Below are 13,040 nucleotides of genomic sequence, written 5' to 3' on the forward strand. Positions count from 1 at the left end.
TAACGCCCAATGAGGTGACGTTTAATGCAATAATTGAATCAGCGCCTAATTACCTGATCGCAAACAAGTATTTCCGACAAATGGCTAGGCAAAAAATTGCACCAAACAAATATGTGGTGACGACACTTATGAAACAGTCACCTGGGTTCATTGAAGCTGGTAGATTGGCTCAAGAGTATCGAAAAGCAGGCGGAAAAATGGATGTCCAGATGTATGGGATGCTGATTGGTCGTTCGAGAGACTTCGAGCAAATCAGTTATGTTCGTCAAATGATGGACCTACAGGATATCAAGCCCGACAGATGGATTTACTGCTATTTGATATCTTTCGCACCGACTGTGGGAAAGAAGCGGCAGTTGGTGTCAGAGATGCGAATGCGTGGCATTGATCCAGATTCAAAAACTTGGTCGCATTTAGCAAAGCATGGAATTTACTACGATGATTTTTGAAACACACGAAATTCCATTAACAATCTGTTAATAAACGGAAAAAGGTTTCGCCGCGAAACCTCGGCGGGGGTGCGTGGCAACCACGCACCTTACAGCTCACACCGCCCGTAGGGTGCGTGGTTGCCACGCACCGCCCCTAGTCGAGAAAGGCCTTCTCGACCACATATTGCGCGGGTTTGGAGTTGGCACCTTCTTCCAGCCCGTATTCCTCGAACATCTCTTTCAGCTCGAGGTTAAACGCAAGGTTGCCGCAAATCATCGCGCGGTCATTCTGCGGGCATAGCGGTTCAACGCCAAGGTCCGTAAACGCCTCGCCCGAGCGCATCAGGTCGGTGATACGTCCCATCTTGGCGCTCTCTTCGCGGGTGGTTGTGGGATAGTATTTGATCTTCTTCCAAAACCCCTCGCCATTCACCTCGTTGAGCAATTCATCGTCCTTAAGCGCTTCGATCAACTCGCGCCCGTAAGTCAGCTCGCCTGCTTCGCGGCAGGTGTGCGTGATGATGACTTCCTCGTAATCCTCATAGGTCTGCGGCTCGCGCAGCAGCGACGCAAATGGCGCGAAACCTGTGCCTGTGGCGAAGAACCAGATGCGTTTACCAGGGATCAGCGCATCATGCACCAGCGTGCCGACGGGTTTGGGGCGCAAGATGATTTCATCGCCCACTTTGATATGTTGCAAACGTGAGGTCAAAGGACCGTCTTGCACCTTGATGGAGTAAAACTCCAATTCTTCATCCCACGACGGCGACGCAATGGAATAGGCACGCAAAAGCGGTTTCGCTTTGCCGGTTTTCTCGTTCACATCGCCCATCAGCCCGATCATCACGAACTCGCCCGAGCGGAAACGCAAAGACGCGGGGCGCGTGCAGCGGAAGGAAAATAGACGATCTGTCCAATGCTTGACCTCTGTCACGGTTTGCGCGTCAGGAAGGGTGGGCACCTTTGGTGTTTCGGTGGTCTCGGATTGGGTCACAGGCGTGATCTCATTCATATGTGTACAAACGGAAATTAGCTCCGTTTCCCCATGTAAAGTGGTTTTGAGCATTTGGGAAGGGCAGTGCAGCCCGTCCCGTCGCGTCGATTATAGATACGGCTTAGATGTGTCTTCTTTGATTTGGCTCAAATCAACCGCGTAAACGCGCTTGATAATCGTTGTTTTGCCAATCAGCGCGTGCGAGCCAGTCGGCTTCGGGTTGCCGTTGCGCAAGGGCTGCATCTATTTCGACTTCGTCAAAGCCGGCGCGGCGCGCCATAGCATATTGATCCGCAATCACATGCCCGCGCGCGCGCAAACGACCCGTGTAACCACGCAGGCGCAATTGACGTGCGATGGTAAAGCCGCGTCCATCTGCAAAGCTGGGAAAATCAACGCGGATCATCGTGGTGCTTTCTGGCAAATCAAGCGTCGTTGGATCAACATCAGACGCCAGATCGAGCGCTGTAATACCGTCGAAGGGGGCGTTGAAATCGTCCAGAGTGAAGCCGGTATCAGTAATGAGTGTACTCATGTCGCTGTGCCTTGCGTGGTTGTGGCGCGCTGGTGCGCCTTGTCGTTGAAATGAATGCCGCATTCGGCTTTGTCAGTGCCGCGCCAACGGCCTGATCTTGGATCTTCGCCCTGTGCGGTCGCGCTTGTGCAGGGCGCGCAGCCGATGGAGAGAAAGCCGCGCGCGATCAATGGGTGTGCCAATAGCGCATTTGTGCGCATGTAATCGGCAATGTCTGCCATGCTCCAATGCGCCAGAGGGTTGATCTTTAAGCGCCCAGAGGCCGCATCGCTTTCGAACACTTTAAGCGCGGCGCGGCTTTGCGATTGATGCCGTTTTCGCCCGGTAATCCAACCATCAAAGCCCGTCAGCGCCTCGTGCAAGGGCTGGGTTTTGCGCAAATCACAGCAGGCGTCAGGCGCATGGGTGTGAAGCGCGCCGTAGGGGTCTTGCTCTCTTAGGTTTTGCGCGTCAGGTTTGATCACCCTTAGATCCCGCAGCCCGAGTTGGACAGCGAGGTCGCGTTGATAGCTCAGGGTTTCCTCAAAGTGCTTGCCTGTGTCTAGAAAGAGCACAGGAATGTCCTGCGAAACGCGTGCCGCCAGATGCAAAAGCACAGCCGAGTCCGCGCCAAAACTGGAGACAAGCGCGATGCGGCCAACCTCTGGTTCGGACTGGCTCAGCTCGATTGCCGCTTTGGCCTCGGACACACGATGTTTGCGCCCGAGGTCATTTGCAATGTCTTCACGCGGCATGGGATCGTGCCTTGTCATCTGGGTAGAGCGCAGCTTTGAACGGCTGCATGCCAAGGCGGCGATAGGTTTCAATAAACGTCTCACTGTCGTCCGCGCGAATGTCGAGGTAGGCCGCAACAAGGCGTTCGATCGCGGGAATGATTTCGGTATAGGAAAACCCTGGCCCTGCACGCGTGCCGATGCTTGCGGTTTCGGTATGATCGCCGCCAAGCGTGATCTGGTAGTTCTCAACGCCAGCGCGATCAAGGCCGAGAATACCGATGTGCGCGACGTGGTGATGACCGCAGGCATTGATGCACCCGCTGATTTTGATCTTCAGATCACCGATTTCATGCTCCAGCTTCAACTCGTCAAATCGCGTGGCGATTTGTTGCGCGACGGGAATAGAGCGCGCTGTCGCCAAGGCGCAATAATCCATGCCGGGGCAGGCGATAATATCAGAGATGAGCCCGATATTGGCTGTCGCCAGGCCGTGGCTTTTAAGGATCGCGTGAAGTTTGGGCAGATCAGCTTTGTGGACGTGCGGCAGGATCACGTTTTGCTCATGGCTGATACGCAATTCATCGTGGCCATAACGTGCAGCAAGGCTACCCAAGGCGCGCATTTGCGCCGATGTGGCATCGCCGGGCGTTTGACCGTGGGCCTTGAGTGAGACCGTTACGATAGAATAGCCGTCGGCCTTGTGTGCATGCAGGTTGGTATCGGCCCATGAGCGGAAAACAGGATCGCTTTTGTACGCGGCCTCATAGGGCGCGGTGCTTTTGACGTAGAAATCTGGCGCGGCAAAACCGGCTTCGATCTGCTTGAGCATCTTTTGATCAATGCCCGAAAAGCGCGCTTTGATTGCGCTGAACCGCTCGTCAACAAGGGCGCGAATTTTGTCGAGACCGTTTTCGTGAACGGTGATCTTGATCCGCGCTTTGTATTTGTTATCGCGTCGCCCCAGAAGGTTATAGACACTGACGATGGCTTCCAGATAAGGCAGCAGGTCGTCTCGCGAGACAAAGTCAGCGATAACTTTACCCAGCATGGGCGTGCGCCCAAGGCCACCGCCAACGATGACTTCGAACCCCGGCTGGCCAGCGCGCATGACCATACGCAAGCCGATGTCATGGGCGCGCGTCACCGCGCGATCCTTTTGCGAGCCTGTGACCGCGACTTTGAATTTGCGTGGCAGGAACTGAAATTCGGGATGATCGGTAGACCATTGACGAATGAGCTCTGCGATCGGGCGAGGATCGGCAATTTCGTCCGCAGCAGCGCCAGCGAAATGATCCGCGGTCACGTTGCGAATGGTGTTCCCCGAGGTTTGGATCGCATGCATCTGAACCGTGCCCAGATTGTCCAGCATATCAGGAATATCGCGCAGCTCGGGCCAGTTGTATTGGATGTTCTGGCGCGTCGTGAAGTGGCCGTACCCTTTGTCATAAGTGTCAGCGAGGTGGGCCAGCATATTCATTTGCGCGCCATTGAGCGTGCCATAGGGAATAGCAACGCGCAGCATATAGGCATGCAATTGCAAGTAGACGCCGTTCATCAAGCGCAAAGGTTTGAACTCGTCTTCGGTCAAATGGCCTGCAATGCGGCGTTCAACCTGTGCGCGGAACTGTGCGTTGCGGCTGGCGAGAAAGGATTTGTCAAAGTCGGTATAGGCGTACATCAGACGTGCTCCTGTTTTCCGTGCGCATAGTTGGACGGACCTTTGCGGCGAAAGGCTTCGCGAAAATGGGTTGGCTCTGGCCCGTTTGGCCCTGCGCGCATATCGGCGAGGTACGCGCCAACCACAGTCCCTGTTTGCGCTTCGGCCTGAAGCAAACGCAGATCGGCGTCGCCTTCATCGGTTAGAAGAACCGCTTCACTTAGATCGCGGGTCCAGCGGTCTTCATTGGTGAGATAGACCACATCGCCTTCGAGCAGCGCGTTGGCGGTGACGACTTTGGGGGTGAATGCTTTGGGCATTATGCAAATTCCCGTTTTCTGTATGTGTCTGTTTGTGGCGTGTGAGATGCGCTTGGCAGCGCAATGCCAGGAATGATGGAATGGGAAAGGCCGAGCATCGTGCAGATGCCGGTTTGGCGCGACAAGGTTGGACAAGACTGTGCATCGCCGCGCTTGAGCCAAGTGATCTGAGCGCCGTCATTGGCATGCTCAGAAAGCAGGTGGTGGGCTGTGCTTAGGGGTTGATCCGCGTTGATCTGGACAATGATCGCCTCGCGGCGTGCCAACTCGAATATCTCGGGCGCAACAGTGCCATCGTGCAAAATGACATCCGCTTCATCTAGGCACTTGCGCGCTTTCAAGGTCAGCAGATCGGGATCGCCCGGACCTGCGCCAACAAAGGTGACATGCGTGGCGCGCGCGCTTTGAGCGAGGTGGGCTGCGAGGGTTGTGTGCAGCGCCGCTTTGACAGCCTGCGCGCCTTTGGTGACGGCTTCTGGTCCAGTTTGGTAGTAATACGCGCGCCAGAAGTCACGGCGCGGGCGACCCTTTGGCAGCGCCTCTACGGCTTTGCGAAAGCTTTTGCCGATGCGCGCGAGGGTTCCAAGCGAGCTTGGCAAGCGCGATTCCAGATCTGCTTTGATCGCGCGGGCCAAGACCGGCGCTGCGCCTTCTGTGCCGATTGCAATTGTAACCGGATCACGATCAACAATGGCGGGGGTGATGAAATCGCTATCTGCGAGGTTGTCGACAATGTTCAACAGCACGCCAGCGGCCTGCGCTATCTCAGCGCTGGTGCGATCTTTGAGTTCATCCTCATCGGCGGCATAGATCAGTTTCGCGCCGCGCGCATCCGCGAGCGTCAAGGGGCGCAGGTGTAAATGCAGCTTACCATCTGCGGCCCACTTGGTGATCTCGGGAGCAGGAGATTGGGCGAAGACATGCAGCTCTGCTTCGGTTTTCAGCAACAGCCGAAGCTTGGCCAGAGCGGCCTCGCCGCCGCCAGAGAGGATCACGCGCGCATCGGTAAGGGCGACGAAGATTGGGAAGTGCTGCATGGCGTGACTCCTTTGGCGTTTCTTGCGCTCTATATAGGAAATTGTTCTGGTGTTGCGCTAGATCGCGGCGCTTGAAAGGGACGTTGTTTTGAATTATCCAGCCCAAGAGACACTTCGTTCCAACATGCAAGGAAATGACGAATGCCCGTTCGAATAGATGACACAGATCGAAAAATCCTACGGGCGTTGCAGGTTGATGCAGACCGATCTTTGGATGAAATTGCGCGTGAAGTCGGCTCGTCCAAGACCCCTGTGTGGAACCGGATTCGCAAAATGCGCGAGGCAGGGATTATCGGCGCGCAAACAGTAAAGCTTGATGCAGAAGCGCTTGGCTTTGATGCATGTTTCTTTGTTTTGATCCGCACATCAGAGCACGATGCTGCTTGGCAGGCTGCTTTCTTGAAAGCATTGATGGAGCGACCAGAAGTGCAAGAGGCCCATCGCCTCGCGGGTGACATTGACTACATATTGAAAGTGCGGGTTCAAAATGCCCGTGCTTATGATGTATTTTATCAGGCGCTGATTTCCGAAGTGAAAGTGCACAACGTGACGGCGCTTTTGTCGATGGAAGAGATCAAGAGCACCACGGCGCTTCCAATCTAGGGTCGAATTGCTTGCGCAATCCGATCGGAGTGGGGGCCAGCCCCCACACCCCCGAGATATTTGTGGACCAAAGAAGGTGTTAGGCGCGCAAGATGAGGCGTTCCAATCCGTGGAAATGATAGAGGTTGGCGTATTTAGGCGGCTCGACGATGCGCAGGTTTGGGGCGCGTTGGAAAAGTGTTTTGAGGGCGATTTGCAGCTCTAGTCGGGCGAGTGGGGCACCTACGCAGAAATGGATGCCGCCGCCGAAGCTGGTGTTGGTTTTTAGCGGGCGCGCATGGTTGAAGCGGTTCGGCTCTTCCCAGACCTGTTCGTCTCGGTTTGCCGCCGCGAGCATCAAAGCGACCTCTTCGCCGCGCTTGAAGGTTGTGTGCCCCATTTCAAGGTCTTCGTAGCAATAGCGGGTGAAAACATGCAGCGGCGGATCAAAGCGCAGGATTTCTTCGACAGTGGCCTCGAGATGTGCGGGGGCAAGCGCCTGTTTCGGGGCGCCGTTCTCAAGCAAGGTTTTGACGCCATTGCCAAGCGTGTGCACGGTTGCTTCGTGACCTGCGTTAAGAAGCAAGATGCAGGTGGTGATCAATTCATCGGTGCTCAGTGTTTCGCCGTCTTCTTCCGCAGCAATTAGATGGGTGATCAGATCATCTGCGGGCCGGCTGCGTTTTTCATTAATGTATGCGCGAATGAAATCAGAAAATTCGCTGGCAGCACGCGCGGCGCGGGTTTCAATTTCCAGATCGCGGCGGGCTTGGTACATGGCAACCATGTCATTAGACCATTTGAGCAATTGAGAGCCCATCTCTTCGGGCACGCCCAGCAGGCGGCAGATCACGATTACAGGAAGTGGCGTGGCGTAGGCGGTGATCAAGTCGAAGGGTTGATCCAAAGCGATGTCATCGAGCAAATGCGCGCAGAGCGCCTCTATCTCGGGGCCGAGTTCTTTGATCCTACGGGATGTGAACGCGCGTAGCACCAATCCGCGCAGGCGTTTGTGGCGAGGCGGCTCGAGTTCCAGCATCGAGTGCGCTTCGATTGCATAAAAGGGCGCGAGATGCGGGGGATAGTCGAGCGGCTCTAGGGGTTCGCGTCCAAAGCGGCGATCGCGTTGGATTGCGCTCACCATTGCGGCGCTGAACACCGCTTTCATCCCGTATGCGGGCCAATACAGGACAGACCCTTGCGCGCGTGCGCGCTCATATGCGGGATATGGGTTTTGTACGAAATCGGGATCTGTCGGAGCTTGCAACCAGTTCTTCATAGGCACAGCAATGAATACTTGCGCTGGCCTTTGCAAGCGCCGCCGCGTTAGACACGGCCATATGAGACGTCTGTTGCGCGAACGTGCGCTGTTTATAGTTCTGTTTTTCGCTGTGGTCGCGGCTTTGGCTGGTGGCATCTGGCGCTATGGATATGTGCAAGCGCTTGGCCAACTGGAGCAACGCGGGCAAGCTGATTTGCGCCTTGCTGCGGACCGTTTGACGCGCAATTTGCAGCGCTACCAAGAATTGGTTGTGCTGTTGTCGGACCATCCCGATCTGAATTCGGCAATAGAAGGCGCAGCGCAGGCGCGGTTGCTTGACGCTGCGGACAAATCTTCAGTGCGTAACCTGATCTATGTCGATACCCAGGGCACAGTTATTGCAGCGGCGCATGGCGATATTCCGAAAGGTCTTGCGCAGGCCCCTTATTTCACCCGCGCGCTACAGGGCGCCTTGGGTGCGCATCATGATGTCACGGGGGCGCAGAACAAACGGTCCTACTATTTCGCAGCGCCGAGTTTTGCTGGGGATGGTTCTGTGAGGGGCGTTTTGATTGCTGTTATTGATGTTGAAGCTATCGAGTTTGAGTGGCGTGGGGGGCGACCTGCGGTGTTTTTCACCGATGCAAACGGTGTGGTTTTTGTTTCGAACCGTACTGAAATGTTATTGTGGCAGCGCACCAAAAGTGATGCTGATTTTCGCGATCGCAATAAAAGACACCAAAAAATGCGTGTCAGCGAGATTGGTGCATTCGAGGTGTGGCAAATCAATTGGGGGCCATATTTGCCTAAACGCGCGCTGCGGGTTGTCTTGCCCTTGCCTGTGATCGATTTGACGGGCGAAGCCTTGATTGATGTTGCGCCTGCTTTGCGCCTTGCTGGGTTGCAGGCCGCGATTTTTGCCGCGCTCAGTATGGCCGTCGGCGCGCTTTTGTTTCTGGTGACAGAGCGTCGGCGCGTTTTGGCAGCGCAAAACATAGAGCTTGAGCAGCGTGTGTTGGAGCGCACCGAAGAGCTGCGCGTGATGCAGGGCGAGTTGGTGCAGGCGGGTAAGCTTGGCGCTTTGGGGCAGTTGTCTGCGGGTATTTCTCATGAATTGAACCAGCCGCTCATGGCGATTGGATCTTATGCGGAAAACAGCACGCAGTTTTTGGAGCGCGGCCAGACAGAGATTGCGGCGCAAAACCTGACGCGGATTTCCGAGCTTGCGCGCCGCATGGGGCGGATCATCAAGAACTTGCGCGCTTTTGCGAGGAATGAAAGCGAAGCGATAACGCGGGTGGAGCTTTTGGGCATCATAGACGGTGCGCTTGATCTAAGCGCGGTGCGGCGGCGCGAGAGCGATATTGAATTGGTTTGGAACAGGCCAAGCCAGCCAATCTTTGTGCGCGGCGGCGAGGTGCGATTGGGGCAAGTTTTTCTCAATTTGATCACCAATGCGTGCGATGCGATGACGGATCTAGAGTGTCGCTGCCTTACGATTTCGGTGAGGGAAGATGTTAAGAGGGTGCAAGTCTTGATCGCCGATACGGGGCCGGGCATAATCGCCCCCGATCGTATTTTTGACCCCTTTTATACAACAAAAGCGGTTGGACGCGCCGAAGGAATGGGGCTTGGGCTGTCGATTTCTTATGGTCTGGTCCAAAGCTTTGGCGGTGATATCAAGGGCGAGAACCGCGCCGAAGGCGGCGCGTTGTTTACGATTGAGCTGGACCGCGCAGATATCAAAGAGGCCACATGAGACGGGTTTTGCTAGTAGAAGATGATGCGCCCGTGCGCGAGGCTTTGGTGCAAAGCGTGATGCTTGCTGAGTGTGATCCTGTGCCTGCGGCGTCCTTTGTTGTCGCTAAAGATCATATTTCGCGGGATTTTGACGGAGTCATCGTGTCCGATATTCGTATGCCGGGGCGCGATGGGTTTCATCTGCTTGAATATGCGCAAAATGTTGATCCAGAATTGCCGGTGATTTTGTTAACGGGCGAGGGCGATATTCCCATGGCCGTGCGCGCGATGGGAGAGGGCGCGTTTGGGTTTTTGGAAAAGCCTTGTTCGCCGAGCGATTTGATGGCGGTTGTTGAACGCGCGTTGAAAACCCGCGCGTTAGTTTTAGAAAATCGGGTTTTGAAAGCGCAATTGGAAACCGGCGATCCTGCTGCTCGATTGATCTTTGGCGTTTCGGACAAGGCAGAGGCTTTGCGCGCGCAGGTGCGCGCTGTTGCGCGCTCGGGGAGCGGGGCATTTATTACGGGCGCGGCAGGCACCGGCATTTCGAAAGTCGCGGAAGTTGTGCATCTGTGTTCATCCATTGCGCGCACGGCTTTTGTTAAGCGCAGCGGCGCGGGGCTTGATGTGTCAGCGCTTGAATCCGCGTTAGAGCAAGCGCGGGGCGGGGCGCTCTTTATTGATGAGATCGCGGAACTGAGCGCTCAGGCGCAGTTCTTTTTACTAGAGCATCTCGAAAACGGCGCGAATGTTAAGGTTTTTGGCGGTGGCGCGGAAATCGCTGCGATCCAAGCGGCGCTGAACCCTGATTTGTTCTACCGTTTGGAAATTGGGCGTGTTCACATCCCTTCAATCGCTGAGCGCCCCGAGGACATACCCGTGTTGTTTCGCCACTATGTTGCGCAAGCGGGCGAGCAATCGGGCATTACTCCGCCAGATATCAAGGGCGAGCACATTGCAGATTTAATGCAGCAAGACTGGAGCGGCAATGCCCGTGCGTTGATGAGCGCGGCAATGCGGTTTGTATTGGGGATCAGCGCGCCTGAACCGAGCGCGGAGTTGAGCCTGAGTGATCAATTGGCGCAGTTCGAGCGCGCGCTTTTGGTCTCCGCGCTAGAGCGCCATGAAGGAAAGGCCAGCGTCGCTGCCGCTGCGCTGAAATTACCGCGCAAAACGTTCTATGATCGCTTGGCGCGCTACGGCGTAAAGCCCGAAGATTATCGGGTGTAAACGAGGCTGGCGAGACTTATGGGGCTGGATCAGTTGCGTTGGCGCGGTTTGTAAGTGCATCCGACAGTTCCCTGCGTGTGCGATATTTCGCACAAATGCTCTGGGCCGCTGTGCGGGTTTTCGCACAGGCTTTGTCGGCGCAACATCGCTTGGCTCATACTTGATTGAAATCAAACAATAAAATTACCACGTTTGTCGCGCCTCACAAAAACTTGAGCTGCTAAGCAGGCTGGCGCATTCTGCCTCGCACAAGAGCAACGGACGAGTCGTTGTTCTCGAATTGCTATTCTCTGGGAGGAGATACTCATGAAATTTCTAGCAACAGCCGCGACGGCTTTGGCACTTGCAGTCACTGCAAACACAGCGGCAGCGGCCTGCGATGACGGCGAAATCGTTATCAAGTTCAGCCACGTGACCAACACGGACAAGCACCCAAAGGGCATCGCGGCCACGCTTTTGGCGCAGCGCGTCAATGACGAGATGAACGGCAAAGTGTGCATGGAAGTATTCCCAAGCTCACAGCTTTATAACGACAACCAAGTTCTAGAAGCGATGCTGCAAGGCGATGTTCAAATGGCGGCACCGTCCTTGTCCAAGTTCGAGCAGTTCACCAAGACGTTCCGTCTGTTTGACCTTCCGTTCATGTTCAAGAACATCAACGCGGTTGACGAATTCCAGACGTCTGAAACAGGTCAGGCGATGAAAGAATCCATGACGCGCCGTGGTCTTTTGGGTCTCGCGTTCTGGCACAATGGCATGAAGCAAATGTCCGCGAACAAAGCGCTGGTTTCACCATCCGATGCAAACGGTCTGAAGTTCCGCGTACAGAACTCTGACGTTCTCAAAGCGCAGATGGCAGCAATCGGTGGCTCTCCGCAGCCAATGGCCTTCTCTGAGGTTTACGGCGCGCTTCAAACTGGCGTTGTGGACGGACAAGAGAACACATGGTCCAACATCTATGGCAAAAAGTTCTTCGAAGTTCAGGACGGCGTTACAGAAACAAACCACGGTATCATCGACTATCTCGTCGTGACCTCCACGGATTTCTGGGACAACCTGCCTGACGACGTGCGCACGCAGTTGGGAACAATCATTGATGAAGTCACAGAGCTTCGTAATGCTGAATCCACAGCTGTAAACGCAGCGGCAAAGCAATCCATTCTGGATGCTGGCGGCGTTGTACGTGAGCTGAACGCAGAGCAGCGCCAAGAGTGGGTCACCACAATGATGCCTGTTTGGGAGCAGTTCAAAGAAGATGTTGGTCAAGAAAACATCGACGCAGCTCAAGCGATCAACGCTAAGCACTAATTCCACTTAACTGTGGTCCGCTCTGGCGCGCATTCGTCTGCGCCAGAGCGATTTTATAAACTTCCTAAATGAAAAGGGGGCAAAGGCATGTCTGCGCAATATCAGCCGCACACTGCTTTGGGCCGCGCCGTTAACGAGATCGAGGAAACCGCGATTGCGCTGATCCTTGGCTTGATGACGCTGATCACATTCACCAATGTGATCCTGCGCTATGGGTTCAATACTGGACTAATCTGGGGCCTAGAGATGGTCTCGTTTCTATTTGCTTGGCTTGTGCTATTCGGCATTAGCTATGCGGTGAAAGTCACCGCGCACCTCGGTGTTGATGCGATTATCAATCTGTTCGGCTCCCCTGTGAAACGCGTGCTGTCGACAATCGCAGCGGTTGTTTGCATTGTTTATGCGTTCTTGCTGCTAAAGGGATCGTGGGACTATTGGGCGCCGTTTGCGGGCTTTGATGCGACATCGGGGCGTTGGTTCCCAACAGGTTTTGCCGACAGCCGTGACCAGGGTTGGTATGTCGTTGACGATATTCCATTGCCTCAGTTCCTGAGCTTCCTCGAAGGTATCTTCAATGAAGGCGAGGAATACGAAAAAATTCCACGCTTTATCCCATACGCAATGTTGCCATTTGGCGCGGCTCTTTTGTTGCTGCGGTTCGTTCAAGCGGGCATCCGTATTGTGCGCGGCACGCAAGATACGCTCATCGTAAGCCATGAAGCTGAAGACGACGTCGCCAATGTCGCCCATATGAACAAGGAGGGCTAAATCATGGAAGTTGCAATTCTATTTGCCATGGTCATTGGCCTTATGTTGGTTGGTGTCCCAATCGCGATCTCGCTTGGTTTCTCGTCCATCATGTTCCTCTTGGTGCTGAGCGATACATCACTGGCGTCTATCGCACAGACGTTTTTCCAAGCGATGGCAGGGCACTATACGTTGCTGGCGATCCCGTTCTTCATTCTGGCGTCGTCCTTTATGTCGACGGGGGGCGTGGCGAAACGGATCATCCGTTTCTCAATCGCTATCGTTGGCCATTTCCCGGGCGGCCTTGCGATTGCAGGTGTTTTCGCTTGTATGCTCTTTGCGGCGCTGTCTGGATCATCCCCCGCGACGGTTGTTGCGATTGGTTCTATCGTCATCGCAGGCATGCGTCAGGTGGGCTATTCCAAAGACTTCGCCGCTGGTGTGATCGCCAACGCGGGCACGCTTGGCATCTTGATCCCGCC

At 55.0% G+C, this 13,040-nt stretch carries 14 protein-coding genes; 7 read left to right on the forward strand and 7 right to left on the reverse strand.

Annotated elements, in window-relative coordinates:
• Positions 1-449 (forward strand): hypothetical protein (locus tag ACRBCU_RS15635; RefSeq protein WP_431366325.1); only part of this gene is annotated, 449 nt, incomplete at its 5' end.
• Positions 450-585: 136 nt separating this feature from the next.
• On the opposite strand, the gene ACRBCU_RS15640 is transcribed toward ACRBCU_RS15635, so the two are convergent.
• From ACRBCU_RS15640 to ACRBCU_RS15665, 6 genes are all read right to left on the reverse strand, one after another.
• Entirely contained in the window at positions 586-1,443 is an 858-nt protein-coding gene (locus ACRBCU_RS15640; RefSeq protein WP_431366326.1) for a ferredoxin--NADP reductase, read from the reverse strand.
• A 133-nt stretch (positions 1,444-1,576) separates the two neighbouring features.
• Positions 1,577-1,960: a DUF934 domain-containing protein gene (locus ACRBCU_RS15645; protein WP_431366327.1), complete on the reverse strand. Its 384-nt coding sequence runs from the start codon at positions 1,958-1,960 to the stop codon at positions 1,577-1,579.
• Complete coding sequence (locus tag ACRBCU_RS15650; RefSeq protein WP_431366328.1) at positions 1,957-2,694, reverse strand: phosphoadenylyl-sulfate reductase; 738 nt, start codon at positions 2,692-2,694, stop codon at positions 1,957-1,959. Before ACRBCU_RS15650 ends, ACRBCU_RS15645 begins: the two co-directional genes overlap by 4 nt.
• On the reverse strand, positions 2,684-4,354 hold the full coding sequence (locus ACRBCU_RS15655) for a nitrite/sulfite reductase (RefSeq protein ID WP_431366329.1): 1,671 nt from the start codon (positions 4,352-4,354) through the stop codon (positions 2,684-2,686). The genes ACRBCU_RS15650 and ACRBCU_RS15655 overlap by 11 nt, the downstream gene beginning before the upstream one ends.
• Complete coding sequence (locus ACRBCU_RS15660) at positions 4,354-4,653, reverse strand: DUF2849 domain-containing protein (RefSeq protein ID WP_431366330.1); 300 nt, start codon at positions 4,651-4,653, stop codon at positions 4,354-4,356. The genes ACRBCU_RS15655 and ACRBCU_RS15660 overlap by 1 nt, the downstream gene beginning before the upstream one ends.
• Positions 4,653-5,690 (reverse strand): NAD(P)-dependent oxidoreductase, encoded by a 1,038-nt coding sequence (locus ACRBCU_RS15665; protein ID WP_431366331.1) that lies wholly within the window; start codon positions 5,688-5,690, stop codon positions 4,653-4,655. The genes ACRBCU_RS15660 and ACRBCU_RS15665 overlap by 1 nt, the downstream gene beginning before the upstream one ends.
• A gap of 141 nt (positions 5,691-5,831) precedes the next feature.
• Here ACRBCU_RS15665 and ACRBCU_RS15670 point away from each other — a divergent pair, with 141 nt between their 5' ends.
• Positions 5,832-6,293, forward strand: a complete 462-nt coding sequence (locus ACRBCU_RS15670; RefSeq protein WP_431366332.1) for an Lrp/AsnC family transcriptional regulator — start codon at positions 5,832-5,834, stop codon at positions 6,291-6,293.
• A gap of 79 nt (positions 6,294-6,372) precedes the next feature.
• Here the strand turns inward: ACRBCU_RS15670 and ACRBCU_RS15675 are convergent, their stop codons facing one another.
• The gene (locus ACRBCU_RS15675) at positions 6,373-7,551 is read right to left on the reverse strand and encodes a cytochrome P450 (RefSeq protein WP_431366333.1); all 1,179 of its coding nucleotides are present in this window, start codon (positions 7,549-7,551) and stop codon (positions 6,373-6,375) included.
• A gap of 61 nt (positions 7,552-7,612) precedes the next feature.
• Here ACRBCU_RS15675 and ACRBCU_RS15680 point away from each other — a divergent pair, with 61 nt between their 5' ends.
• The 5 genes from ACRBCU_RS15680 to ACRBCU_RS15700 form a co-directional block, all read left to right on the forward strand.
• Positions 7,613-9,292: a sensor histidine kinase gene (locus ACRBCU_RS15680; protein ID WP_431366334.1), complete on the forward strand. Its 1,680-nt coding sequence runs from the start codon at positions 7,613-7,615 to the stop codon at positions 9,290-9,292.
• Positions 9,289-10,503 carry a sigma-54-dependent transcriptional regulator gene (locus ACRBCU_RS15685; protein WP_431366335.1) on the forward strand — a complete coding sequence of 405 codons (1,215 nt, stop codon included), beginning with the start codon at positions 9,289-9,291 and terminating at the stop codon, positions 10,501-10,503. Before ACRBCU_RS15680 ends, ACRBCU_RS15685 begins: the two co-directional genes overlap by 4 nt.
• A 306-nt stretch (positions 10,504-10,809) precedes the next feature.
• Positions 10,810-11,811, forward strand: coding sequence for a DctP family TRAP transporter solute-binding subunit (locus ACRBCU_RS15690; RefSeq protein ID WP_431366336.1), 1,002 nt, complete (start codon positions 10,810-10,812; stop codon positions 11,809-11,811).
• A gap of 87 nt (positions 11,812-11,898) precedes the next feature.
• Positions 11,899-12,579, forward strand: a complete 681-nt coding sequence (locus tag ACRBCU_RS15695) for a TRAP transporter small permease (protein ID WP_431366337.1) — start codon at positions 11,899-11,901, stop codon at positions 12,577-12,579.
• A 3-nt stretch (positions 12,580-12,582) separates the two neighbouring features.
• On the forward strand, positions 12,583-13,040 hold a 458-nt coding region (locus tag ACRBCU_RS15700; protein ID WP_431366338.1), incomplete at its 3' end, for a TRAP transporter large permease subunit.

This window comes from Planktotalea sp., from assembly GCF_050633725.1.
Taxonomy (GTDB): Bacteria; Pseudomonadota; Alphaproteobacteria; order Rhodobacterales; family Rhodobacteraceae; genus Planktotalea.